The sequence below is a fragment of the Marinimicrobium sp. ARAG 43.8 genome, assembly GCF_050113635.1.
Classification (GTDB): Bacteria; Pseudomonadota; Gammaproteobacteria; order Pseudomonadales; family Cellvibrionaceae; genus Marinimicrobium.
Genome location: NZ_JBNJLT010000001.1, coordinates 665,509 through 691,616, shown reverse-complemented (window position 1 = coordinate 691,616; position 26,108 = coordinate 665,509). Strand labels below are relative to the sequence as shown.

18 protein-coding genes, 1 tRNA gene and 1 pseudogene are annotated in these 26,108 nt (G+C 56.6%); 10 read left to right on the top strand and 10 right to left on the bottom strand.

Annotated features, from left to right (window positions below):
- Positions 1-87 precede the first annotated feature (87 nt).
- From ACQCLF_RS02930 to ACQCLF_RS02915, 4 genes and pseudogenes are all read left to right on the top strand, one after another.
- On the top strand, positions 88-567 hold the full coding sequence (locus tag ACQCLF_RS02930) for a LodA/GoxA family CTQ-dependent oxidase (RefSeq protein ID WP_426984818.1): 480 nt from the start codon (positions 88-90) through the stop codon (positions 565-567).
- A pseudogene (locus ACQCLF_RS02925) lies at positions 461-1,254 on the top strand (LodA/GoxA family CTQ-dependent oxidase); the annotation flags it as partial. The gene ACQCLF_RS02930 and the pseudogene ACQCLF_RS02925, both read left to right, overlap by 107 nt.
- A 403-nt stretch (positions 1,255-1,657) precedes the next feature.
- Positions 1,658-2,326 carry an NAD(P)/FAD-dependent oxidoreductase gene (locus ACQCLF_RS02920; RefSeq protein WP_426984817.1) on the top strand — a complete coding sequence of 223 codons (669 nt, stop codon included), beginning with the start codon at positions 1,658-1,660 and terminating at the stop codon, positions 2,324-2,326.
- Between the two features lie 29 nt (positions 2,327-2,355).
- On the top strand, positions 2,356-2,517 hold the full coding sequence (locus tag ACQCLF_RS02915) for a hypothetical protein (RefSeq protein WP_426984816.1): 162 nt from the start codon (positions 2,356-2,358) through the stop codon (positions 2,515-2,517).
- A 24-nt stretch (positions 2,518-2,541) separates the two neighbouring features.
- On the opposite strand, the gene map is transcribed toward ACQCLF_RS02915, so the two are convergent.
- Genes map through ACQCLF_RS02900 form a run of 3 tightly spaced genes read right to left on the bottom strand, consistent with a single transcriptional unit; the run spans position 2,542 to position 4,909 of the window.
- Positions 2,542-3,336, bottom strand: coding sequence for a type I methionyl aminopeptidase (map, locus tag ACQCLF_RS02910; RefSeq protein ID WP_426984815.1), 795 nt, complete (start codon positions 3,334-3,336; stop codon positions 2,542-2,544).
- The gene (locus tag ACQCLF_RS02905) at positions 3,333-3,563 is read right to left on the bottom strand and encodes a DUF3820 family protein (RefSeq protein ID WP_426984814.1); all 231 of its coding nucleotides are present in this window, start codon (positions 3,561-3,563) and stop codon (positions 3,333-3,335) included. Before ACQCLF_RS02905 ends, map begins: the two co-directional genes overlap by 4 nt.
- Positions 3,560-4,909, bottom strand: coding sequence for a sodium-dependent transporter (locus ACQCLF_RS02900; protein WP_426984813.1), 1,350 nt, complete (start codon positions 4,907-4,909; stop codon positions 3,560-3,562). The genes ACQCLF_RS02905 and ACQCLF_RS02900 overlap by 4 nt, the downstream gene beginning before the upstream one ends.
- 160 nt (positions 4,910-5,069) lie before the next feature.
- Here ACQCLF_RS02900 and lpdA point away from each other — a divergent pair, with 160 nt between their 5' ends.
- Complete coding sequence (lpdA, locus tag ACQCLF_RS02895; protein ID WP_426984812.1) at positions 5,070-6,506, top strand: dihydrolipoyl dehydrogenase; 1,437 nt, start codon at positions 5,070-5,072, stop codon at positions 6,504-6,506.
- 57 nt (positions 6,507-6,563) lie between these two features.
- Here the strand turns inward: lpdA and ACQCLF_RS02890 are convergent, their stop codons facing one another.
- The 4 genes from ACQCLF_RS02890 to ACQCLF_RS02875 all read right to left on the bottom strand — a co-directional run bounded on the left by ACQCLF_RS02890 (position 6,564) and on the right by ACQCLF_RS02875 (position 12,389).
- Positions 6,564-7,502, bottom strand: a complete 939-nt coding sequence (locus ACQCLF_RS02890) for a glycoside hydrolase family 43 protein (protein WP_426984811.1) — start codon at positions 7,500-7,502, stop codon at positions 6,564-6,566.
- A 111-nt stretch (positions 7,503-7,613) separates the two neighbouring features.
- Entirely contained in the window at positions 7,614-8,822 is a 1,209-nt protein-coding gene (gene manD, locus ACQCLF_RS02885; RefSeq protein ID WP_426984810.1) for a D-mannonate dehydratase ManD, read from the bottom strand.
- A 50-nt stretch (positions 8,823-8,872) separates the two neighbouring features.
- Complete coding sequence (locus tag ACQCLF_RS02880; RefSeq protein WP_426984809.1) at positions 8,873-11,743, bottom strand: glycosyl hydrolase 115 family protein; 2,871 nt, start codon at positions 11,741-11,743, stop codon at positions 8,873-8,875.
- Between the two features lie 460 nt (positions 11,744-12,203).
- Positions 12,204-12,389, bottom strand: coding sequence for a hypothetical protein (locus ACQCLF_RS02875; protein WP_426984808.1), 186 nt, complete (start codon positions 12,387-12,389; stop codon positions 12,204-12,206).
- A gap of 1 nt (position 12,390) precedes the next feature.
- On the opposite strand from ACQCLF_RS02875, the gene ACQCLF_RS02870 reads away from it, so the two are divergent.
- The 3 genes from ACQCLF_RS02870 (at position 12,391) to ACQCLF_RS02860 (ending at position 18,297) form a co-directional block, all read left to right on the top strand.
- Positions 12,391-15,426 carry a TonB-dependent receptor gene (locus ACQCLF_RS02870; RefSeq protein WP_426984807.1) on the top strand — a complete coding sequence of 1,012 codons (3,036 nt, stop codon included), beginning with the start codon at positions 12,391-12,393 and terminating at the stop codon, positions 15,424-15,426.
- Between the two features lie 82 nt (positions 15,427-15,508).
- Positions 15,509-17,062: a tryptophan halogenase family protein gene (locus ACQCLF_RS02865; protein ID WP_426984806.1), complete on the top strand. Its 1,554-nt coding sequence runs from the start codon at positions 15,509-15,511 to the stop codon at positions 17,060-17,062.
- A complete protein-coding gene (locus ACQCLF_RS02860) occupies positions 17,062-18,297 on the top strand; it encodes an SGNH/GDSL hydrolase family protein (protein ID WP_426984805.1) in 1,236 nt (411 codons plus the stop codon). The genes ACQCLF_RS02865 and ACQCLF_RS02860 overlap by 1 nt, the downstream gene beginning before the upstream one ends.
- 31 nt (positions 18,298-18,328) lie before the next feature.
- On the opposite strand, the gene ACQCLF_RS02855 is transcribed toward ACQCLF_RS02860, so the two are convergent.
- Complete coding sequence (locus ACQCLF_RS02855) at positions 18,329-19,066, bottom strand: NUDIX hydrolase (protein WP_426984804.1); 738 nt, start codon at positions 19,064-19,066, stop codon at positions 18,329-18,331.
- Positions 19,067-19,569: 503 nt separating this feature from the next.
- On the opposite strand from ACQCLF_RS02855, the gene ACQCLF_RS02850 reads away from it, so the two are divergent.
- Both ACQCLF_RS02850 and ACQCLF_RS02845 read left to right on the top strand, forming a co-directional pair.
- Positions 19,570-22,965 (top strand): TonB-dependent receptor, encoded by a 3,396-nt coding sequence (locus ACQCLF_RS02850; protein ID WP_426984803.1) that lies wholly within the window; start codon positions 19,570-19,572, stop codon positions 22,963-22,965.
- Between the two features lie 150 nt (positions 22,966-23,115).
- Entirely contained in the window at positions 23,116-24,633 is a 1,518-nt protein-coding gene (locus ACQCLF_RS02845) for a tryptophan halogenase family protein (protein ID WP_426984802.1), read from the top strand.
- Between the two features lie 24 nt (positions 24,634-24,657).
- Here the strand turns inward: ACQCLF_RS02845 and ACQCLF_RS02840 are convergent, their stop codons facing one another.
- Both ACQCLF_RS02840 and ACQCLF_RS02835 read right to left on the bottom strand, forming a co-directional pair.
- Entirely contained in the window at positions 24,658-25,659 is a 1,002-nt protein-coding gene (locus ACQCLF_RS02840; RefSeq protein ID WP_426984801.1) for a cytochrome-c peroxidase, read from the bottom strand.
- A 152-nt stretch (positions 25,660-25,811) separates the two neighbouring features.
- A tRNA-Leu gene (locus ACQCLF_RS02835) sits at positions 25,812-25,898 on the bottom strand.
- Between the last annotated feature and the right edge of the window lie 210 nt (positions 25,899-26,108).

Sequence of the window (26,108 nt, the reverse complement as noted above, 5' to 3'; positions counted from 1 at the left end):
CGTTCGGCAAGCCGCACGGTTTCGGATTTTTGCCTATACCCAACCACAAATACCTATCCGGCCAGTGATGGTGGCCGTGAAATCCATGTGGGTGACCGCCTGGATGGAAAGGTCATCAAGGACATTATCTGGCAGGTGCACCTGGCGAATAAAAAAGCCAATAACTACCGCATTACCAGTGCCAATGGCGAAGAGGAGGGCGTGGCCGCTTACGAGAACAATCAGACACCGCCGCTGCGCAACCCGGACATTCCCGGTGGCGCCGATGCGACGAATCGCCTGCGGGAGCTGATCATCGATGCAGGACCGCGTGCGCTGTCGGTAGCGGCGGGCCAGTACGGACCTGTTGAGTTTACCGCGAGTACGCCGGCCAGCTACGTCTCCGACAGTGGGCGTATCGAAACGGTGAGCGATTATCCGTTCAGTTTTCCTGACGACCATTTCACGATGTACAACCCCCGTGGCGCGATTGATTCACTGGGGGAGATGCGCATTGAAAAAGGCACCGGGCGTTTACTCATCATCGGAGGCTACGGGAAAAGCCAGCGGCATTATTCGCAATGGTAAACCCCCGGCGCTGGGCGATGCCATTGATAACAACGGCTGGTTCGATGATACCTCCGATGGCCCGGTGACGGCGGCGATCGTGTTTGATGACGGTTCCGTCGTGCCGGCGGTACACGGCTGGGTGGTCTGCACAGATCCAGGTTACGCGCCGCAAACCCGAAATATTGTTTCCTGCTGGGATGATATCTACGGAACATGGGTCGAGCAGTTGGCACTGGCACCAGCGCTCTACCACAACAAGCAGTATGACCCTTCGTTCAAGGCGTCGTTCGACGAGCACGTGATGCCCATTTTCCACGGTGCATTATTGCAGCGCTGGAATACCAATCTGCCCAGCGGCGGTGTCAATGGTCATAATTTTGTGGCGTCGATCAAACCCGGCGATAACCCCAAAGAGAAAATTCCCAATCTGACCAGTCTGATTCGAGATCCCAATAATCCGGGCGAGGACAAAAAAGGCGTAAAAATGCCCCTGGCTCTGGGCGATGCCATGCGCAGTTTCCTGAGCCTGACGCCGACGCAATATTTTTTATTGATGCAGTGGTATGACGGAAAATATGTGACCGAGGCGCCGGCGATGGGCGAGGGCGAGCAACTGGACCAGGTGGCGCTGGAAAACTGTCTGGGCAACCGTTTCTGAAGGAAGGCTATGTACCACTCAGGTCCAGTCCGGTTGAGCCGGGGGATTTATGCAAATTCATGTCGTTGCCCTGGCACACCGACTACAACAGTTGTGCCACACACACGCCGGACCCTAACCCGCCGGGCAACAACACGCTGTACTGGTCCTGGCCGGCACAACGGCCGGTGACGGTGTATCCGGCAAACCAATGCACGTTTGACGGGAAACAGTGGCGCTTGGGCGGGCAGGTGTTCAGCGTCCGTGGTAATGAAGGCCACGGGACCGAAAGTGGTTACCCGCAACAGGAAGGCCGCTACCAGTGCTACTTCGATTTCGTGGAGAACTGGCAAAAAGTCGGCTTCATTATCCAGGGCACGCAAATTCCCGCCGAACAGGGCGGGCATACGGCAGCGACAAGTTCCTGGAAGTGTCGAGCCTGTTCGACACCGAGGGGCAAACCGTGGAGCCTTGGCCGACGGCAGAGGTGCCCGGGTACAAGGCGCCGACGGACTGCGGGCCTGCCTGATGCTCAATGTGGCCATTATCGGCGCCGGACCGGCAGGCGTGGCCACGGCGTTGTCGATATTGCAGTGCGCGACGAATGATGTGGTCGTGACTTTGTACTATCGGCGACCGGGGCAACGTTGGACGGTCGGTGAAACACTGCCACCGGTAGCTTACGGCGAACTGAATCGTTTGGGCGCGGCCTCGGTGCTACGCCCGGATGTGCATCTGCCGTGTGCGGGCAGTTTGTCGGTGTGGTCCACTGAAGAGGTGGTGGCCAATGATTTTCTCCTAGACCCTCACGGGACGGGTTATCACCTGAACCGTGAGCAATTCGAGGCGGGTTTGCGTCAATTGGTTTTAGAGCGAGGCGCTCGCCTCTGCCCCGAGCACACGCTACGGCAGGTGCACGCTAACGCAAAGGGTTACCAGCTGACCTTTCATACGGCCAAAGGCGACGTCGCCACAGAGGCAGATTTTGTGGTGGATGCGAGTGGCCAGAATGCGGGGTTCGCACGACGTTTGCCACTTCCGCCATTCTCAGCGGCTGTGTGGGAGAGCGTTGGCTGGCGGTGGGCGATGCGGCGAGCAGCTACGACTCCATTACGTCGGCGGGGGTTACCAAATCGCTGATTCAAGGTCGGCTGGCAGGTGAGGCGTTAATGGACTGGAACCACGGGGACGCTTGCGCCCTTGAGGATTATCAGGCGAGAGTGTTTGAACAGTTTAATCACTGCATCGGCTTGCGTGCCAGTTTGTATCGGCAGGCAAGCCGCTTTTCCCGTCATGGTTTCTGGCAGCGCCGCCAACGGATTGCCGCGTAACCGTGTGCAATCCCACGCTCGCGGTTACACTGTCAACTTATCGTTTTCTTCCTCGCGCAGCGTGAGTATCTCGTAGCCATCGGCCGTCACTGCAATGGTGTGCTCCCATTGCGCCGAGAGCTTTTTGTCGGCGGTCACCACCGTCCAGCCGTCGCGTTTGGTTTTGGTCTTGGCCTTGCCCTGATTGATCATCGGCTCAATGGTAAACGTCATGCCTTCCTGCAGCACGACGCCTTTCCCGGGAACCCCAAAATGCAGCACCTGTGGGTTTTCGTGCATCTCCCGGCCAATGCCGTGGCCGCAGTATTCACGCACCACGGAGTAACCGTTTTGTCGGGCATACTGTTCAATGGCGTGGCCGATATCACCCAGTGTCGCGCCGGGGCGAACCTGGCGTATGCCCTGCCACATGGCCTCGTAGGTTTTATTCACCAAGCGCTGCGCCAGCGGTGAGACCTGGCCAATGAGGTACATCTTGCTGGAGTCGGCGATGAACCCGTTTTTCTCCAGCGTGATATCCAGGTTGATAATGTCCCCGGACGCCAGTTTCTGGGTATCCGAAGGCATGCCGTGGCACACGACCTGGTTGGGCGAGGTGTTGAGCACAAAGGGGTAATCGTACTGTCCTTTGCTGGCGGGACGGGCGTGGAGGGTGTTGACGATGTAGTCTTCCACCAGTGTATTGATATCCATCGTGCTCATGCCTGCCCGGATTTCGCCGTCCAGAAACGCGAACACGGAAGCCAGCAGGCGACCGGATTCCCGCATCAGCGCGAGTTCCTCCGGCGTTTTCAGAGGAATGCGGTTCGCCGCGTTCATACGCGCCCCCCTTGCAATGTGTGTAACATCTCTTCCAATCCGTTCACCTTGATTTCGTACATAAGAGCCAGTTGCCGACCCAGCTTGCTGTTGGGAAACCCCTGCCCGTGGAACCATACCAGGTAGGGTTCCGGAAGTTCCAGCAATTTGCGGCCCTGGTATTTTCCGAAGGGCATGGTTTGGTTGATAGTGTCCAGGAGTTCCTGGGGATCGAGATCGATATTCATCGCAGGCTCTGAGTGAAGGCCAGAAGAATCAGCACCGGGCAAATAAAGCGCACATAGAAGGGCCAGATTTTCCAGAACAGGCTGTGTTCGATATCGCGGTGGCCCGCCCTGAGTTCATTGAGCAACTGGTTGCGCTTCATAATCCAGCCGACGAAAAGGCACAGGGCAATGCCGAGTAACGGCTGGCTGTACTCGGTGGTCAGAGAGACCACCCGATCAAACAGCCGTTCCATATTGAGCACAATGATTGTGCTGACGGTGAAAATGATGCCCCCCATCAGCCAGGCTGCTCCGACGCGTTTGAGCGCGGTCCGTTCGGTGACCACGGAAACCGGGGCTTCGAGCATGGAGATCGATGAGGTTAGCGCCGCGATGCTCATTAGCGCAAAAAAGGCGATACTGAGCCACACGCCGACGTTTCCCATGGTGGCGAACAGGCTCGGCAGAACCTGGAAGATCAAGCCAGGGCCGGCGAGCAGTTCACCGTTGTCGCCGTAGATGGCAATACCCTGGGCCTGGGCCACGTACATGGCGGGCAAAATCAGCAGACCTGCCGTGAAGGCGATACCGGTGTCGAGCAAGGTGACGCCCGCGCCCATACGCGGCAGGCTGTCGTCTTTGCGCAAATAAGAGCCATAAATCAGCATGGTGCCCACGCCGAGAGACAGTGAAAAGAACGCTTGCCCCAGGGCGCTCAATAACAGGCTGGGCCGGGTGAGCTGCGTGAAATCAGGGATCAGATAGTTCTTCAGGCCTTCGATGGCTCCGGGCTGGGTGAGAACGTACACAATCAATCCCGCCAGGATAACAATCAATAGCGGCATTAAGCGGGTGGACCAGCTTTCAATGCCGGCTTCGACGCCACGGGCAATAATGGCAACGGTCAGTACGATAAAGAGGGCGCACATTAGCAAATGGCGCAGCAGGGAGTCGCTGCTCAGCCAGGTTTCGGCGGTGTGCCAGCCAATCAGTTGTGAAACGGATTGGCCGAATTCGGACAACATCCACCCGGCGACAATGGCATAAAAGCTGAGAATCAGTCCGGCTACCAGAACGCCGTAGTAGCCTACCGCCCGACCGAGGCGTTTGGTGGAACGGGTTTGCCCCAGCTCGTCCAGAGCGGTGACGATGTTGGCGCGTGCGTGGCGTCCGATAACCAGTTCGGACATGAGTGCGGGATACGCGAGCAGGAAGGCCAGCACCAGGTAGGCGAGCAGAAAGGCACCACCGCCATTGCTGGCCGCCTGGGTCGGGAAGCCCCAGATGTTGCCCAGACCGACCGCCGAGCCGGTGGCGGCCATCAGGAAGCCGATTTTGGAGGAGAATTGTCCGCGGTTATCGCTCATTCACGGCCTTATCGCTGCCATTTTACGGGGTTACTCGTCGGGTTTGCGCCAGTTTATTGGCTTTTGGTGGCTGAGTCATTAGTATCGAGGATTCATTTCCGGTAATTCCTTTCAGGCGCCCTCCAGAGAGTGGGAGCCTGCCGATCAGGAGGTAGTGTACGTGGCAGATGTTCAGGAAACCAAAGTGCAGGAAACCGAAGTATTGGTACTGGGTGGTGGCGTGGGTGGATATTCAGCCGCGTTTCGGGCAGCGGATCTGGGGATGGCGGTGACGCTCGTGGAGCGTTACCCCTCGCTGGGTGGCGTCTGTCTGAACGTGGGTTGTATTCCTTCCAAGGCGCTGCTGCATGTTGCGCAGGTAATCAATGAAGGCACTCACGGCGAAGAAATTGGCGTGAGCTTTGGCAAGCCGAAGATTGACCTCGACGGCATTCGCCAGTTCAAAGAAGGCGTGGTGGGCAAGCTGACCCAAGGTGTGGCTGGTATGGCCAAACAGCGTAAGGTCACGGTGTTGCAGGGTGTGGGTGAATTTGTAAACGACCACAAACTGGCGGTGACCCACGAGGGTAAAACGACGGAAGTGGAATTCAAGCAAGCGATTATTGCCGCGGGTTCACAAGCGGTGAAGCTGCCGTTTATTCCTCACGACGATCCGCGGGTCTGGGATTCCACCGATGCATTGGAGCTGTATGAGATTCCGAAAAAGCTGCTGGTGATCGGCGGTGGCATCATTGGCCTGGAAATGGCGACGGTGTACAAAGCCCTGGGCAGTGAAGTCAGTGTGGTGGAATTTGCCGATCAGCTGATCCCCGCCGCCGACAAGGACTTGATGCAAGTCTACAGCAAATACAACAAAGACCGTTTCAACGTGATGCTCTCTACCAAAGTAACGGAGGTGAAAGCCAACAAAAGCGCTTTGAAAGTCACTTTTGAAGGCAAGAATGCGCCGGAGAAACCAGAAAACTACGATGCGATTCTGGTGGCGGTGGGGCGTGCGCCCAATGGTAAAAAAATCGGCGCCGACAAGGCGGGCATCGAGGTGGACGAGCGCGGCTTCATCAGCACCAACCACAACCTGCAAACCCGTGTGCCGCATATCTACGCTATCGGCGATATTATTGGCCAACCCATGCTGGCTCACAAAGCCAGTCACGAAGGCCACGCGGCAGCGGAAATTATCGCTGGCCACAAACACGTTGAGCCGCGCTGCATTCCCTCCATCGCCTACACAGATCCGGAAGTGGCCTGGGTGGGAATGACGGAGAAAGAGGCCAAAGAAAATGAGGTCGAGTACCGCACGGCGGTGTTCCCCTGGTCCGCCAGCGGACGAGCGCTGGGCGCGGGTCGCAGCGAGGGCAAAACCAAGCTGATCTATCGCAAGGAGAACGATCAGCTGTTGGGGGCGGGTATCGTGGGGCTCAATGCGGGCGAGTTGCTGGGTGAACTCAGTCTGGCGCTGGAATTCGGCGCCTCGGCGGAAGACCTGGCGCTGACGGTACACGCGCATCCGACGTTGCACGAAACCATCGGTCTGGCCGGGGAGCTGGCGGCAGGAACGATCACCGACCTTCCCAATCCATTGGCGAAAAAGAAATAGGTTTTTGCCGAAATGGAGGGTACGTGCTTGCACGTATCCTCCATTGCGCTTTCTGCATTATTCGGCGAAGGCGTTTACGGTTTGAATAGACCCGTCTTCGTTGTGAATCAGTTCGGCCATCTTGATATTGCGCAGGTGCGTTTCACCACCCGATATTTCACAGTCGTGATAGAAGAGGTAATACTTCCCGTCTTTCTCGACCACTGAATGGTGATTGGTCCAGCCCAGTACCGGCTCCAGCATAATGCCGCGATACGTGAACGGGCCGTAGGGATTATCACCCGTGGCGTAGCAGATATTGTGGGTATCGCCCGTACTGTACGAAAAATAGTAGGTACCGTTGTACTTATGTACCCACGGCGCTTCAAAGAAGCGGCGTTCATTGTCACCGGTTGTTAATGGCTGTCCATTTTCATCCAATATCACAACATCCCGAGGTGCCTCGGAAAACTCCAGCATGTCGTCTCTTAGTTTGGCTATTTTTCCGCACAACGCTGGTTCGTCGTCTGACGGATACTGGTCTTGATCGGAGTATTCACCGGTCGTCCAGCGTTGCAATTGACCGCCCCAGATACCCCCCCAGTATAAATAGTAGTCATCGCCGTCTTTATAAACGGCAGGATCAATGCTGGAGCTGCCTTTGATGGGTTCCGGCTGAGGGATGAAGGGGCCGTAAGGTTTATCACCGATCGCTACGCCCAATTTGAACACACCTGAGGCGGTTTTGGCTGGGAAATAAAAATAGTATTTCCCGTCTTTCTCGGTGCAGTCCGGAGCCCACATTTGTCGCTCGGCCCAAGGCACATCACCCACTGACAGGGCCAAGCCGTGATCGGTGACCTCACCAAACGGCTCGTCCATAGAGAACACATGGTAGTCCTGCATCTGGAAGTGAGACCCATCGTCGTTAAAAGGCACACCGCCCTCAATATCGTGCGAAGGGTAAATGTAGATTTTTCCCTCAAAGACATGGGCCGAAGGGTCAGCGGTGTACATATGTGACACCAGTGGGGCGGAAGCGAATGTCGTCTTTGACTTCAAGGTGCTGTCGGTCACAATCAAATCTCTCTGTTGAGGTCTAACATCGGGAAGGTCGGGTGGCTGGTGTTACCAGTGCCACAACGTGCCGTCTTCCAGTCGGTTTACGGGGAGGCTGGCCCGCTTGTAGGGGTACTTCTCCGCCTCTTCTTCATTGATATCCACGCCGTGCCCCGGTATTTCTCCGGGCGTGAAGTATCCGTCTTCAAAGGTATAGGCGCGGGTGAACACAGACTCCATCAAGTCGCTGTGCGCCATATGCTCCTGGATGCCGAAGTTGGGCACCCAGTAGTCGAAGTGCAGGGCGGCACCCATGCACACTGGAGACAAGTCGGTCGCTCCGTGGCTGCCGGTGCGCACCCCCCACAGGCTGGCAAAGTCGGCGATGCGACGCATATGGGTAATCCCTCCGGCGTGAACCACGCTGGTGCGGATGTAGTCGATCAACTGGTTTTGAATCAACTCGCGGCAATCGTGAATGCTGTTGAACACTTCGCCGACCGCCAGCGGCGTGGTGGTGTGCTGGCGGATCAAGCGAAACATATCCTGGTTTTCCGCGGCCACCGCGTCCTCCATCCAGAACAAATGGTAGGGTTCCAGCGCCTGCCCCAGCCTCGCGGCTTCGATGGGCGTCAGCCGGTGGTGAACATCGTGCAGTAAGTGCAGGTCTGGCCCGAATTCCTTACGTACGGCCTCAAATACCTGGGGAACGAAATTGAGGTATTTGTGCGTGGACCAACTCTCTTCGGCTGGCAAATCCGTGTCGGCCGGCTCATAGGCCTTGCCGCCTTTGGGGACCCCGTACACTTTGTCGATGCCGGGAATACCGCACTGCACACGAATGGCTTGATACCCCTGGGCGCGGGCTTGTTCCACCGCAGACAGCGTGGCATCGAGGTCTTCACCGTTGGCGTGGGTGTAGGTCATGATGCGATCACGGCTGCGCCCGCCCAGCAGCTGGTACAAAGGCATGTTGGCCGCTTTGGCTTTAATGTCCCACAGTGCAACGTCGATGCCGGCAAGCGCGGTCATGCCTACAGGGCCACGGCGCCAGTAAGGGCCACGGTAGATAAACTGCCAGATGTCTTCGATGCGTTGTGCATCCCGCCCAATCAGTGAGGGCAGCACATAGTCTTCCAGGTAGGAGACGACGGATTTTTCACGGCCATTCAGCGTGGCGTCGCCAATACCGTACAGGCCGTCTTCCGTGATGAGCTTCACCGTCACGAAGTTGCGTCCCGGACAAGTCAGAATGACCTTGGCGTCGGTAATTTTCATAGTGTTCCTGCTTCTTGTTTCATAAGGCGTTGCTTCATAAACGCTTCGCATCATAACGTCTCGGATTCCGGGGGACCGAGGTAGCTCGGCTGTAATCCGCCCGTGTCAATGATCAGCTTTTGCAAGGTCACCGCCGGGTCCACGCGGTATATGCGCAGCCGATGTGGCCCCGGCTGCGCCACGTTAAACGTGGTGACTGAGCGGCGTACCCCGTCGCTGACGGCGGTTTCCCAGGCCTGCTGGCTGCTGTCTTCCAGGATATCCACCACCTGCGGTGGGTGGTCGTCCAGGGCGATGGCGTAACGCAGCCCGCGTCCCTGTGCAATATTCAAGCTGGGGGCAAACAGCCCGTGCACCTGAATCTCTCCGGCGGAAAACAGGTAAATGTCATATTCAACATAAGGCCCTTTGGCTGGTTCTGCAAACGTTTTATCCGAAACGGGGAAAGTACTGATGGATGATTGAGTCCGTCCGTGCAGCGGGATCGTCGCCCACGCAATGCCATCGCGTGCCTGTTGGCGCTGAAAATGGGCGGCTTCGATGCTGATGTATCCGTCGGCTTCCACGAACCCCTTCATTTCAGCCGCTACTTCGCGGGTGGGCCGGAAGGCCTCGATTTGCACGCGTGTGCCGCCCCAGCCTGTGCCCTGCACAAATACCTCTCCGGTATGGGTGCCAGCGGGTATTTTGTCCCAGTCGATGCTCACTTGCAGGTCAGTGCTTTCGCTAACGGCGCCGGACGTCTCGCTCACCCGAATCCAGTCCTGACTGGGGGTGGCGGTAAAGTCGAAAGGCTGGGTACCGCGATTGTAAACGGTGATGCGACGTTCTGACTGCCCGTAGGGGCTGAAAGCGGGCAACGCATAAGTGCCCGGTGTCGGCCAGGCTCGTGCGGTTCCTTCCACCGCAACGCCCATATCCGGCTGATCATGAGGCTGATAATCGTAAATCAACGGCGCGGTGTTGGCCGGTGGGTTATTCCAGTGGGTGTAGCCAATGCGGGTCTGGGACATCATACGGTCCCACTTGCCGTCGCTGATGTCCTGATGATAGTGCGCTTCCAGTTCCGCATCGTGCTCAAAGCGTGCGCGGGCGCTGGCGCCGTACTCATTAGCCGTGCTTCGTCCCTGAGTGGCGTAGAGATGGTTGCGCGCCTGGTCAATATACAGGCGAGTGAGGTTGGCACTGGCACGGACCAGGTGCCGGACCAGTTGGTCAAAAGCATCCTGGCGTTCTTCTGGCAGTTGGGTGTAAATCGAATTGGCACGCTCGACCATGTCGGAGAGCTCTGCCTCAATACGTTCAGCTTCGCGGTAGTGCAGCACACTATAGGTGTCCGCACTTTGCTGTTCGGGGCGACGGCGACCATTGTGGCGGCTGTAGTCGGAGACCAGCTGCGCAATGGCTTCAGCGTGCTCGCTGCCGAATTCACGGGCAGCCCAGCGCACACCAAATTCCTCGATACGCTCGCGGTTCCAATATTCGGGGTCCCAGGCCATACGCAGGAAAAATTCGGTGGGGAATTCCATCGGCTTGATATCGCCCACGTTCACGATCCAGATCCGGTTGGCTTCGTAGCGATACGCCAGGTTCATTTGCTCCCACACCTTGGCAATGGGCGTGACGTTAATCCAGCGATAGGAGCGTGGGCCGCCTACGTAGTCGAAATGGTAGTAAACCCCGGCACCACCCGAGCGGTCGCGCTCCTCGGGTGTGGGCAGGCGGCGGATGTTGCCCCAATTGTCGTCAGCCCAGAGCAGGGTAACATCGTCGGGGACGCGCATGCCGCTCTCATAGAAGTCTTGTACTTCTTTGTAAAGCGCCCAGACTTGCGGGATTTCCTCCAGCGGTTTTTCGAACACGTTACTCAGGATTTCGCGCTGATCGTGCACGATTTTCTCCAGCAGGCCGATGTTCTGTCCCTCGCTCATGGGCGTGTCGGCCTGGCCGCGCATGCCCAGGGTGTAGATGCTCTCGTAGGGCTGGTTCCGCCTGGCGCCGTCCACCCAAAAGTTGTAGAGGTTTTCTGGGTTGGTGGAATACTCCCAGGGGCCTTCGCCATAGCGATTCCACTCTTTGTCGGCCCGCATCATGGGCTCGTGGTGGGAGGTGCTCATCACAATGCCGTACTCGTCCGCCAGAATCATGTTCTGGGGGTCGTCGTCGGCGAAGGCGTTGTTCCACATGGCGGGCCACAGAAAGTTGCCTTTCAGGCGGAGAATTAATTCGAAGACGTGTTCGTAGAATTCGTGGTTGTAGTCGCCGTAATGCTTTTGCACCCAACCGGTGAGGGCGGGCGCCTCGTCGTTGATGAAGATGCCACGGTATTTGACCTTGGGCTGATCCTGAATCATCAGGTCGCCGTCAATGAAGAGCGCGTCGTGCCGCTGAGCGGGCACATCGGCGAACCAGTGCCAGGGTGACACACCAATCTGTTCGGACACATCGTATACGCCATAAATGGCGCCGCGCTTGTTCGCACCGGCGATCACCAGTGCACGCTCCAGCCCCGGGAGCGGTTGTTCCACCACTTCCATATGGTAGGCGTCCCACTGGCCTCCAATGGCAGACGGGTCGAGTTTGCCGCTCTCTACCAGTTGGTCGAGCAGCGTGCTCTGGCCCAGTACACCGATAATCACGCCCTGCTGGCCGAGGCCGCTCGCGGTGTGCACTATCTGAGGCTGTTGGCCGGCGACGCGCTGGATATCGGCGCGCAGATCCCGTACCGCGCGGATCACGCCCGGGTCGTCCTGCGGGTCCACGTAAAGGTTGGACAGATGGTCTGTGCTCACCAGCTTGAGCGAGCCCTCGGTGGTCGTGTGACGGACGTAGGAGGGCCCTTCCAGAGCCAGTGCTCCGGTCACGGTGAAAGCGAGCAGGCCGCCCAATAAAGTGCGGGTCAGGAAACGGGTTGTCAGCATAATGACATCATCACTTGAACGTAGGGTTTGAGGGCCCGAATCTCTTCTAGTCAAAAAAACAATAAGATTAAATGAGTCCGGGATGGATTACAAGGGCGAAAATAGAGTCACGGGTGAAGTCGAAAACGGTAGAGGCATCAACGAGCCATGGTGATTTGCGTCCGCGTCGGTATTTTGTTTCGAAGCTTTCGGTGAATGTCGGCCAATGGATGATCGGCGGAATTTCGCAAACTGTAAATCTTGAACGAAAAGTTCTTTCAGTCATATTTTTAGCGATCTGTCCCGATTGTCGGCCATCTTGCTTTTATCTGACTCTAAAAACATTAAAATTTCCTAGTTTATGGTAATACAATAATATTGAGCACATGTATACAAGTATGTTGACATTAGCAAATAGTCCATGCAACTATTTATTGGTCGCAGTATTTAGCCCCGGAAATGCCCGGGAGGTCACGAATAATCACGTCACCAGATTGCCTGCCGGACGTTCCGAAAAGGCTTGAGTGGCAAACAGCGAAGAGGAGAGGCCGTCGGTAACGATGGCCCTAAAAATAATGAAAGAGATCCCGTCGTATTCCCGTAGAAACTCAGTAACCACCGGTCGCGCCACGCCATCTTTCCGGCGCTCCCTGCTGGCTGCAGCCATAATGACTTGTGCTTCGCCGGCATGGGCGCAAAGCGTTGGCGAAGAGCCGTCACAAAATAACAGCAACATGGGGCTTGAAGAAATTACGGTCACTGGCCAGCGGCAATCGCTGGAGAGCGCCATTGAGCTCAAGCGTGCTTCAGATACGATTGCCGATTCCATCGTCCTGGACGAGGCTGGCAAAGTGCCCAGTACTTCACTGTTGGAAATCCTGGAGCGCTCGCCGGGCGTTACCATGAACCGGGTTCGCGCTGGCAGCGAAGGCTCCCCGGATGGCTTTGCGTTCGAAGGCTCGGGCATCCAGGTGCGCGGCTTGAACAAAACCAAGACATTGATCAATGGGCGGGAAGTGTTCTCGGCCAATGGCGGATCCGGCCTGAGCTGGGCGGATGTCGGCCCTGAGCTGCTCAAGGCGGTTACGGTCTACAAGGCGAGCCGCGCCGATCTGATTGAGGGGGGTGTTTCCGGTACCGTCAACCTGGAGACACACATGCCGTTCGATTTCGATGGCTTCAAGGCCAATGCGGCGATTTCCGGGAGTTATGGCGATTACTCCGAAGATTTCACGCCTGCGGGTTCGGCCATGGTCTCGAATCGCTTTGATACGGGCATCGGCGAAGTTGGTGTTCTGCTTGATGTCGCTTATTCAAAGATCTCATCGCACGACAGTAATATCATCGTTCCTCCCTATTATGCGTCCGACTACAATGGTGAGCGGGTCTATGTGCCCGGCGGTGTGCGTTATACGCAGGATCAGTTCGAGCGCGTTCGGAAAGGGTATTACGGTGCCCTCCAGTGGCGGCCAGATGATAAGCTGGAGTTCTTCCACACCACCTTTATCTCGGAGCGGGAGAGCGACCGTGACAGCCAGATCCTGGCATTGGCCGATGATGTGGCAGTGACCTATGCTGCTTATGACGGTGCCGAATTCGATGATCGGGGTGTATTTATCAGGGGTGGCATTTCCAATAATAATTTCGCCGGTCTTAATGTGACGTCAAACTCCAGCTTCACCCCCGGGTTTGGCCGGACGGCCGATCACAGTACCGGCTTCAAATACGAGGACGACGGCTGGGACCTGAGCGCCAGCTACCAGTATGTTAAGGCCGAGTCGAGTTCGGGTAAGTACAGCCTTGGCAGCGCCGTTCTTTCGGCAATCCCCCGGACCAACATGGACATGTCCGGTGATCGTCCGAGAGCCAGCTTCACAACCCCACTTGTGGAAGATCCGGCGCAGACGGGGTTGTCCCGCATCAACTGGCTGAATATGTCGAATGAGGGCGAATCGCATGCGATTCAAGTCGATGCGAACTTCGATATCAGTGAAGGTTTCTTCAAAAAGCTCGCGGTGGGCGCGCGCGCGGCGAACCGTGAAGAAACCGATAGTTTTGTCGGTACCTGGTGGTCGGCCACTGGGCGCGGCTGGACACCCCCTGTGCCGCGGCCCTACGTATCCACGGCTCCAGAAGGCGACTTCTACCTTGAAGAGTTCTCGGATTTCTTCAAGGGCGAGGTCCCGCCTCTTGGCAGTGTTTGGATCGGGACTGACCAGGTGAATGCAGCCGATCAGTTCGAGCGTGTTGTGAACACCTACGCTGCTTGTGCTCCAGACCTCTACTACCAGTGTAACAACCCGGAAGAGAGCCTTTACCTTTACGGCAATCCACCGAACCCCAACTTCGACCAGTTGCCGTCCTTCTACACGACGAAACACAATACGCGCTCGGCCCATGCCATGCTGGGTTTTGCGAACGACAGCGAGTCCTGGTTCTTGAACTTCAGCGGTAATATCGGTGTACGCTGGGTTGACTACGACATCGAAAGCGCGGGCAACTTCACCTACAACGGCGGTGCGAACTACTATGCCAGCCTGGAGGACGCCGAGGCGTCAATTGAGGCCATGGGGGGTATCGAGAACGTGCAGGCCTGGCAGGAAGACAATGATGGTCTGCCTCCGCTTACCCAGGAAAGTGTTGGCTATGAAACAGGACGTGAAGGCAGTTTCTCCAAGGATTACTTCCTGCCATCGTTCAATATCAAGTTCGAGCCGGCCGAGAACTGGGTTATGCGTTACGCCCTGACCCGAACGCTGACGCCGCCGCGCTACCCCGACATCCGGGCTCAGGGCACCGCGAGTGTCCAGACCACGGAAAACCCCTTTAACAACGACTTGGCAGCGCTTTACCCGGACGATGATGTGTCCATTCCCGAGATTTTCGCCGGCTATAACAATGAGACGGGCAACCCGTATCTGGAACCGGAAATTTCGTTGAATCACGACCTCTCGTTCGAGTGGTATCCGCGTCAAGGCTCGTCGGTGCACTTGTCGTTGTTCCACAAGACCATCGACAATTACGTGACGTTCAATAATTTTTCGGCCCCTGCGAATGACTTCTTCTCCGAAGGGTCTTACCCGCAAACAAGGCCGATTAATGGTGGCAGCAGCACCTTTCTTGATGGAATGGTCGCCAGCCGGACCAACTTCAATGCCGAGGAAGAGACGATCATTCAAGGTTTTGAACTCGGTGGGAGAACGTATTTTGATGCGCTTCCGGGCTGGCTGAGCGGGTTCGGTATCGATGCAAACGTCACTTACATCGATAACGACTCCCCCGATGCGTTTGCCCTGGATATCAATGGAGACGAACTCAGTGTGCCAGTCATTGGATTGTCGGAGTGGGCCTACTCAACGACCCTGCTCTACGACTGGGAAAAATTCAGTGCGCGTTTGTCCTGGAACTGGCGTGACCGCTATCTGACGACCACCAACGATTCCGGCACGACCAACGTGTACGCCGATCCATTTGGCGGGCAGGATATTCAGTTTGGGCTGCCGGTCTATGCGGCGGCGTCCGGTCGGCTTGACGGCAGTATTGCTTACCAGTTGACCGACTCGGTCAATATCAAGCTGAATGTGCAAAACATTACTGACGAGGACCAGAGGACCGAGATGGAAATCCTGGAGGGACGCTTTGTTGATCGCGCCGTCTTTGTGACGGACCGCCGCATCAGCTTACATTTGGGAGTTGAGTTCTAACGAGGCCATTGACTTCACAGGAGGTCATAAGGGACGCTCTTGAACAGACTTGACTAATCAGGAATGACTAAGAGGGGCCAAGATGAGCAAGAGCGTCCTGATCGTTGGGGGTGGAACCGCAGGCTGGATCAGCGCCGCTTACATGGCGAGGATGCTGGCGGCGGATACCCCGGGCGGGGTTTCGATCACGCTGGTTGAATCCGATGAGATTGGTACCGTCGGCGTCGGCGAGGGTACCTTTCCCATTATTCGAAAAACCCTGAGTCGGATTGGGTTGGATGAAAGTGAATTAATCCGCGATGCGGACGCCACTTTCAAACAGGGCATCCGGTTCAATAACTGGAAACGAAATCCGGCGGAGACGCCGGATGACACCTATTTCCATCCCTTCCAGGTCAGTTCTCAGCACACGGATATGGATCTTTTGCCTTACTGGCTGCTGGGCGTCGCCGGCGATGTGCCCTGGGCGGAGGCCTGTACGGTGCAAGAGCGTGCCGTGGAAGCGAAGCTGGCTCCGAAACTGATTACCCACCCCAATTACAGTGCGCCACTGAACTACGCCTACCACTTCGATTCAGGCAAGCTGGCCCAGGTTGTGCGTCGCCGCGCAATGGACATGGGCGTAAAGCGTCTGATCGACACAATCGATGATGTGACGCTTGATGAAAACGGGGCTATCGCCTCCGTTCAAGGGCGTGCTCATGGCGAGCTCAAGGCCGACCTGTATATTGATTGCAGCGGATTCCGGGCGCGATTGATCGGTGAGGCCCTGGGGTCGGAGTTTACCTCGTACAAAGATCAGCTTTTTTGTGACCGTGCCGTGGCTATGCGGGTGCCCTATGAGCGGCCGGGTGCGCCGATTCCTTCCTGCACTTATGCCACTGCGCAAAGCGCCGGCTGGGTTTGGGATATCGGATTACATGCCCGTCGCGGTATCGGCTATGTGTATTCGTCCAACCACTGCAGTGATGAAGATGCGCTGGAAACGTTAAAGCGGTACATAGGGCCTGCGGCGAATGACCTGAAACATCGACAACTGTCGTTCGAGGCTGGGTTCCGAAAAATCCAGTGGCACAAAAACTGTGTCGGGATTGGCTTGTCGGTCGGGTTTGTCGAACCATTGGAGGCGACCGGCATCAGCTTTGCCGAAGTGGCGGCGCTTATGCTCTGTAACCTTTTCCCCTGGTCAGGTGATTACGAGCGTTCGGCCAGGCAGTTCAATACGGCGATGACAAAGCGCTTCGAGCATGTCATTGACTTTATCAAACTTCACTACTATTTGAGTCAAAGGACGGATACGGCCTTCTGGCGGGACAACCGTGAAGCGTCCTCAGCGTCCGATTACCTGAAGGGCAAGCTCGAGCAGTGGCGGCACCGGCCGCCGTCGTTTCTCGATATTGATGCCAGTCATGACATCTTTGATGAAAACAGCTGGCAATACATTCTTTACGGCATGGGATTTAAAACGGACATCACCGCCCGTGCCGGGGCTTTGCGCTTTTACGATGGTGCAAAGGAGGAATTTGAAAGCATTCGTCAGCAAAGCCGCAACGCCCTGAGCGCCGTCCCAACACATCGCGATTTGGTAGACGAGGTCGTAGCGAAGGGTTTCCGCAAATCATCGGGAGGACAGTGATGCGTTTATCGTACCGCCTGTGCCTGGCCATTGTAACGCTTGCCCTGCTCGGCGCAGGTTGCTTGGCCAGCCACACAGAACAAACTATCGCCACGGATACGGCCGTCCCACAAACACATTGGGTGGGGAGTTGGTCAACGGCGCCCCAACTGACAGAGCCCAGGAACAATCCGCCCGCGCCCGGGCTGGAAGGCAATACGCTGCGTCAGGTGTTTCGGGTGTCCATCGGTGGGAACGAGCTGCGGATGCGCTTTTCCAATGAGTTCAGCGAGTCGCCGGTTACCCTAAAGCGTGTGTCTCTTGCCGCATCGGTCGGGCTTGACGCAATAGATGTCGCTTCGAGCCAGCCTCTGACGTTTGACGGCAGTGACTCCGTCACCATAGCGCCGGGCAGCGCCGTTTACAGTGATGCTGTGGTGTTTTCGGTTGAAGCGCTGTCCGAATTGGCGGTGACCATCACCTTTGGCCAGGTGCCCGAGGGCATTACCGGCCATCCTGGTTCGAGAACAACGTCTTATATTGTTGCGGGTGGGGATGTTAAGGTCCCGTCCATGAAACAAGCGGCAGCGACGGACCACTGGTACATTATCTCGGGTCTGGAGGTTCAGGCGCCGAAAGAGACCGCTGCGGTGGCGATTATGGGCGACTCCATTACCGATGGTCGCGGCTCGGGGACCAATCAGCAAAATCGCTGGCCGGATGAACTGGCGAACCGTTTACAGCAAAACCGGGCCACGCAGAACGTTGGCGTGCTCAATCAGGGCATTGGCGGGAACTGTCTTACCCGGCCTTGCCTGGGGCCGGCAGGTAAGGACCGTTTTGAGCGTGATGTGCTCAATCAGAAAGGCGTGAAGTGGTTGATCATTCTCGAGGGCATCAATGATATTGGTGGCCAGGGCACCGCTGAAAAAGCAGAGGAGGTTATTGCCGAGTACCAGGATATGATCCGCCGGGCACAAGCGGCGGGCATCAAGGTTTATGGGGCCACCCTGACGCCGATAAAAGGGTCAGGCTACGAGAGCCGCGGCAGTCTTGAGGCGGTCAATACAATTAATCACTGGATTCGTCACGGCGGCGAGTTCGATGCGGTGATTGATTTTGCCGCCGCGGTCAGCGACCCCGAGAACCCCAATCAGCTGAAGCCCGACTACGACAGCGGCGATGGTTTGCATCTGAGCGAGAGGGGTTATCGTGCCATGGCCGAAGCCATTGACTTGTCGCTATTTACGCAATAAGTCGTCTCTTGCTGAAGCCTGACAGTGCTGGTCAGAATTCGAACGAGAAGCCCTTTTCGGTCAAGCGCTGATAGGCGGCTGAGTCAAACCGATACAGGTTGGCCGCGCGGTGGGGTACGCCTTTTTGTTTTTCGTTGCAGGACGCGAGCAGGTTCATCTTCATCATCTTGCGGCGGAAGTTGGGCTTGTCCAGCTTCACATCCAGAATGGCTTCGTACAACTCCTGCAGCTGCAGGAGCGTGAACTTCTCCGGCAGCAGGTTGAAACCGATGGGCTCGTGACAGACCTTGTGGCGCAGGAAGCCCAGGCCGTGTTCCACAATTTCCGAGTGGTCGTAAATCAGATCGGGCAGGTCATTGGCGTCGAACCAGGTGGCATCGGACGTATTCCGACCGGCCACCAGCGTGTAGTCTTCGGCGCTGACCAGCGCATAGTAAGCAATGGTGACCACCCGCTCGTTGGGGAAGCGATCCACTCGCCCGAAGGTTTTCAATTGCTCGAGGTACAAGTCGTGTACCCCGGTCAGTTCATTGAGCAGTCGGGCAGCCGCGTCGCGCAGGTTTTCATCGTGCTTGATAAAACCACCGGGCAACGCCCATTTCCCCTTGCCGGGGCCAATGTTGTGCTTTACCAGCATGATCTTGAGCTGACCGTGATCCAGGCCGAAGACCAGGTTATCAATCGACAGGCCGGGAAGAACGTTATCCGGCTCATTCAGCGGTTCAACGCGGCTGTGTGGACGCTGTGTGGAAGAGTTGGTTGTGGCCACGGCACCATCCCGATTATCAATGAAAAAGTAGGCGTTCTGCGCTGAACTGTCCGTTAATCCTCTCTATTAAGGACAAGGCAGCGGAGGCGGGATTATATCGGGGCATGCCCTAAAGGTCGAGTCTTTACCTTTATTTGTATGATTAATCTTTTCAGGAGGTTCATAAGATGACGAGCATCGCTCGCCATAGTTCATGAAATAAACGTCCAAGAGCCCTTTGAGAGGCGAGTGAACACAGACGACATTTTTGCTAATTTACTATTTGACTATTAGTGGCGCATCATGCACTATCTCAATAGTGGTCTGAATGACTATTACAATAAACGGACAGCTCCCGACAGTGCGTCCTCGCAGCACGGTAGATGACCAGTAATGGCGTTTGGATGCTTTTGAGTGACTCGATAGCGACGTCATCACCGAATTCAGGTTAGTTCGCGGGCCGTCGTTCGCGACGACGACAGCCACTCGAGACTGTGTCAATAATAACAATGGGGTAAAGCGCTATGGTTTATCGCGAAAACAGCAAGAGAGCTATGACCTTCCGCAAGTCAATGCTTGCCATGTGTGTCATGGCCGCCAGTTCACCGTCATTGGCTCAATCCGAGTCTGAAGACGCTACCGCTCTGGAAGAAATTGTGGTCAGCGGCGTTCGCCAGAATCTGGAGAATGCGCAGGATATCAAACGCAACGCCGACACCTTCGTGGATGCAATTTCCGCCGAAGATATCGGGTCTCTGCCCGACCGCAGCGTCCTTGAAGCCATGCAGCGGATGCCCGGGGTCTCCATTGAGCGTTTTCAGGCACCGGATGATCCGGATCACTTTGGTGTGGAGGGCAGTGGTGCTGTCATTCGCGGTATGAGCGCTACGCGCAGCGAGTTCAATGGTCGGGACTCGTTCACCGCCAACTCCGGGCGCGGCCTCAACTTTCAGGACGTCCCTCCGGAATTGATGGCGGGTGTTGATCTGTACAAGAACCAGTCCGCCGATATGATCGAGGGCGGCATTGGGGGCACGGTCAGTTTGCGCACCCGCAAGCCGTTCGACCAGGACGGGCAAATGATCGCGTTTAATGCGGATGTGTCCTACGGGGATATGGCCGAAGAAGCCTCTCCCACATACTCCCTCCTTTATAGTAACCGTTGGTTGACGGAGAACCTCGGAGAATTCGGCTTTTTGATCAGTGGCTCCTACTCCGAATTGATTGGTGAATCCCACGGTATTCAAAGTGACGCCTACGTCCGGTACGACGCCGATATTCTGGGCGCGCCATCGGATATTACCCACAGTTATGGCGGGGTTGATAACCAGGTCTGGATGACCAACGGTTCCAACTTCTTTACTAAACAGGATGAGCGGGTACGGAAAGGTTTCGCTTCGGCGTTTCAGTGGGCCAGCCCCGACGAGACCCTGGAGGCAACGGCGGAGTTCATTCGCTCAGATGCGCGGTTGAGCTGGAAAGAAAATGCCATCAAATATCAGGGCGGTTACGGTGACGAGGCGGACGATGGCACCGTGACCGAGAACCGGCGTGCGCGCCCGTACCCCGGTACCGAGTTCGTCTTTGATGACATGGGCATCTTCCAGTCCGGCTACATTACCGATGGCGGTGGCTGGCGCGGTGGCGAAGGGCGTGTGCCGCGCGGCTGGGGAGGCGACGGCTCGGCCCCGGACCAATATGTGGGTGAAAACGACTACTTTGGGCAGAAGTTCCAGGCCGATACTCGTTACAAAGACACCCGTACCATCGTGGACGATCTGAGTTTTAATGTGAAGTGGACCCCCCGTGATGCCTGGGAGTTTGAAGGCGACTTGCAATTTGTGGACGCCACCACCGACGACGATGACTTGCAAATCGCCAGTGGTTTCTATGCTCTGCAAAACTTCGACGCGTCCGGCAGCACGCCGCGCCTGACGATCATTGAGCCCTGGGACGGTCGCCGCGATTCGTTCCCTGAGTGGTACGCTTCGGATTTCCCCGGCTTTTCCAATGACCCGGACGGCGATGCCAATTATTTCCAGGATCTGGATTCCTATTGGTTGCGGTCCGCAATGGATCACTACGAGCGCTCCGAAGGCGAGCTGCGCGCCACGCGTTTTGATATGACGCACTTCTTTGATAACAGTCCGCTGTTGCGCTCGGTGAAGGCGGGTGTGCGTTACGCGGAGCGGCAGCAAATTGTGCGCGCAACCTCGTATAACTGGGGCACTCTGGGTGCTGAGTGGGGCAGCGGTGGCGGTGCGCAATGGTTGTCAGAAAACCCGGACCTGATAGATGGTTTCGAGTACGTCGACTGGTCTGATTTCCAGCGAGGTGATGTGGTTAACATCCCTGGTGACGGCTTCATCTTCCCGAGCGAACAGCTGGTTAAGGATGTGATCGACGGCTATCGCCAGCTCCCACAAAGTAACCCGGACGATGAGGGCATTTGGGAGCCTTATGCCACGCGTGAAGATGTGATCCCGGGCACCTATTTCTCACCCGATGAGGTCTATGACACCACGGAAACCAACAAGGCGGCTTACGTGCGGCTGGATTTTGGTTCTGATGCCTCTGCGATTCGTTTCAACGGTAATATCGGTGTACGGTACGTCGAGCTGACACGTGAAGCCATTGGTTCGGTTCAATTTCCCGACTTGATTGGGCGAACCTATCCGGATGGCGCGCCGACGGATCTGTCCAACAGCGGCGCGATTCGCAAGTGGGCCGAGGAGCAAGTGGGGCCGTTCGATCCCGGTTTGTTCGAGAGCGAACAGGCCTGGCTGGACGAGGTTAATCAGTTGACCGCTTACTCCCGCGACGCCAACAACTGGCTGACCGACGAGGAAAAGAACTTCGGAAATGATACCTTCGAGGCTCTGGAAAATTCGGCCGACTGGGATGGCTTCCTGCCCAGCTTTAACCTGAAGGTGGAGCTGACCGATGACTTGATCAGCCGCTTCGCCGTGTCCAAAGCGATTGCATTGCCGGATATGTCTGAAGTGCGCAATCAGGCGGTGCTTGGCACTCGTCCCATCAATGTCACCCGCCAAACCGCTGGCGACGACGCCCCGGTGGAGCCGGGGCCTGAGGATGATGCCATCAATATCATCAGCGTTGGCGATGTGGTGTGGACTGGCAGTGGTGGCAACCCCGGGCTGCAACCGATGGAGTCCATCCAGTGGGACGCCTCTCTGGAATGGTATTTTGCGCCTGTCGGTTCAGTAACGGCCAGCCTCTTCTATAAAGATCTGAAAAACTTCTTTATCGAAGGGGCCTTGCCCCGCACCTTCACCAACCCACATACCGGGGTGACTCAGTCCGTGGAGTTCACCACCACACGCAATGGTGAAAAAGGGTCGTTGCAAGGGGTCGAGCTGGCCTATCAGCAGTTCTACGACATGCTGCCCGAGCCGTGGAATGGTTTCGGTATTCAGGCCAACTATACGTTCATCGAATCCGAAGGGATTCCGAATTTCTCCAGCAATACCGATCCCGTCACTGATCCGGAAGGGGATGACCCTCAGGAAACGCCCCAGGTCGGTCTGGAGCCTGTGGATTTGAGTATGCTGGAAGGTTTGCCACTGCGCGGACAGTCCAAGCACACGGCCAACTTCGTTGTCATGTATGAAAAAGGCGACTGGGCGGCACGTCTTGCCTATAACTGGCGTTCCAAGTATCTGGTGACCACGCGGGATGTGATCAGTGGCCAGCCGATCTGGAACGACGATGCCGGTTTCCTTGACGGCTCGGTGTTCTATAACGTGAACGACTCCATCACCATCGGTCTGCAGGCGACCAACTTGGCGAACACCCAGACCAAGACGCTGATGATGCTCGATGGCGAGGGTCGTGAAACGGGGCGGTCCTGGTTTGTAAACGACCGTCGTTTGGCATTGATTGTCAAAGCCTCTTTTTAGAGGCTATGCTTAAACCGGCTTTTGCTGAAAAACCGGTTCTTGCCTGAGAGACGTAAAGGCCTGGAAGGGGAGCAGGGGAAGTGTTTTGAAGCTTCCTTCTGCTCCTCTTTTGTTATCTCTCACCCGTTTTTCGGAAAGTGCGATTGAAACATGACTGATAACCTGATTCGCCGCATCGTCATTGTGGGCGGTGGCACGGCCGGCTGGATGGCGGCAGCGGCCTTGTCCAAGGTACTTAAAAACCGATACGCCGACATTCGGCTGATCGAGTCCGATGCCATAGGGACTGTCGGTGTCGGCGAAGCCACCATTCCGCAGATCCAGTTATTCAACCAGCTGCTCGAACTTGATGAAGATGAGTTCGTCCGGCGTACCCAGGCCACCTTCAAGCTGGGTATCCAGTTTGTTGACTGGGGGCAGAAAGGCGAGCGCTACCTGCACGCTTTTGGTGGCGTGGGCCGGGACATGCAGGGCATACCATTCCACCACTATTGGTTGAAGCTGTTCCGGGAGGGGGCGGTTCCAAACATTGATGCCTACACCCTCAATTGTATCGCGGCCGAACAGGGCCGCTTTATGCGCTCGGTGGATGCTGGCAACTCACCGCTGTCGAACATCGCCTACGCCTTTCACTTTGATGCGGCACTTTATGCCATGTATTTGCGGGATTTTTCCATTGCGCGGGGCGTGTCGCGCCGCGAAGGAAAAGTGGCCCAGGTTCACCTGAGCCCCGACAATGGATTTATTCGCTCTGTGCAAATGGATGATGGCGAAGAAATTGAGGGCGACCTGTTTATTGATTGTTCCGGTTTTCGCGGCCTGCTGATTGAGCAGGCACTCCACACCGGCTACGAGGACTGGAGTCACTGGCTGCCCTGTGATCGGGCGGTCGCCGTGCCCTGCGCCAAAGTGGCCGACCCTTTACCTTACACACGCTCTACCGCGCATACGGCCGGGTGGCAGTGGCGTATTCCACTTCAGCATCGCACGGGCAATGGCCACGTCTATTGCAGCCAGTATATGAGCGATGACGAAGCCGCTCATATATTGTTGCGGCACCTCGACGGAGAACCGCTGGCCGAGCCCCGGCTACTCAGGTTTACCACCGGTAAGCGCAAGCGCTTCTGGAACCGCAACTGTGTGGCGCTCGGCCTGGCCAGTGGTTTTATGGAACCGTTGGAGTCCACCAGTATACATTTGGTGCAGTCGGGCATTGCCCGCCTGATGAGCCTCTTTCCCGATTGCCACTTCGATCAGGAAGATATCGATGAATACAACCGCCAGGCGGATGTCGAGTTTGAACGCATCCGGGATTTCCTGATCGCGCACTATCACATTACGCGCCGGGATGACGCTCCGTTTTGGAACGCGTGTCGATACATGTCGGTTCCCGAGTCACTGCAGCGGAAAATGTCGCTGTATCAGAAAAATGGTCGGATCTTTCGCGAGCAGGAAGAGCTGTTTAACGAAACCAGTTGGCTGGAAGTGATGCACGGGCAGGGGTTGCAGGCGCGCGGCTATCACCCGGTGGTCGATACCATGCCGCGGGAGGAGATCGTTCGGCGCCTGGACAGCATTCGCCAGGTGATCAAGGCCTCGGTCGAGTATATGCCGACGCACGCTGAGTTTATTGCCCGGTATTGTGCGGCGACTCCGGCAACTCCCTGAAGTAAGCCGGAGCCACGGCCACACTTAACGAAAAGGTTCTGGTCTGGGGGTCTCGTCGCTGGAGGCGGGTAAAAGGGGCAGGCTGATCTCTGGCCGCTCTCCGGTCAGCGTTTTCAGGAACGCGACCATCGCATCCAGTTCCTCTGGCTGGTATTGTCGGCCGAGCTGCAAACGCCCCATGATGTCCACGGCCTCATGCAGGGTTTCCGCTTCACCATCGTGAAAATAGGGGTAGGTCAATTCCACATTGCGCAAGGTGGGCACCTTGAAACTGAACCGGTCCGCGTCTTTTCCGGTAACGGCGGCGCGGCCCTGTGCAGGGGATGTGCTGGTATAGGGCTCAAGAACTCCCATTTTCTGGAACGAGGTGCCGCCCAGCGCTGGGCCGTGGTGGCAGGCCACGCAGCCATGGTTCTTGAACAACTCATAGCCCTGTAATTCCTGGGCGATGATGGCATCGTCATCGCCTCGCAGCCAGAGGTCGAAGCGAGAGTTGGGCGTTACCAGGGTTTCCTCGAAACGGGCAATGGCTTCGGTAATGCGTTCCAGGTTGATGGTCCTATCCCCGTAAATGTCGTTGAACTGCTGTACATAGCCCGGGATGGACTCAATAACGCTGACCGCGAGGGTGTGCGGCATGGCCATCTCAACATCGGCCTGGATCGGGCCGGCCGCCTGTTCCTGCAAGTCCGCTGCGCGTCCGTCCCAGAACTGCGCAATAAACAGGCTCGAATTGAACACCGTGGGAGAATTGACCGGCCCCGGACGCCAGCGGTGTCCTACAGAAGTCTTAAGGTTGTCGGTGCCCCCTAGGGACAGGTTGTGGCAGGTGTTGCAGGAGATAACCCCGGACATGGACAGTCGCGGATCGAAAAACAACTGCTTGCCCAGCTCTACTTTTTCGGGCTCGGTGACCTCCGCTGGCTGAATGGGAGAAACGGGCTCGGGGCGCAGGCTGTTGGCCACGGCAGGCATGGAGGTGATGGCGGCCAGGACGACCATGCGGGCGATGGGCTTAAACGACATGGTGATTTCCCCAATGGAATATGGATATCACCACAATAGCGCGGGGCCGGGAAATCGCTTTGATCCGTATCAATCAGGTGCAAAAAAAACCGTCCGTGGATCGTGCGGCCAATAAAAAAGGCCGAACCTTATGGTTCAGCCTTTTTTAGATATGGTGCCCAGGAGAGGACTTGAACCTCCACGACCGTAAGGTCACTAGCACCTGAAGCTAGCGTGTCTACCAATTTCACCACCTGGGCATATAGCGGTCAGCTGTTTAATGCTGAGTTTTTAGCGCGTACTGTGCCGAATTCCCGACACGCTCCGCGTGGTCGCTTCCGGTTTCCTGCCTAACGCGACACTTGTGCATCCTGCACATCGTCTACCAATTTCACCACCTGGGCGGGGTATTGGTCAGCCCTTGTTGGCTGAGGTCGCGTACTTTAATGTTCGATTATGGGGTTGTCAAC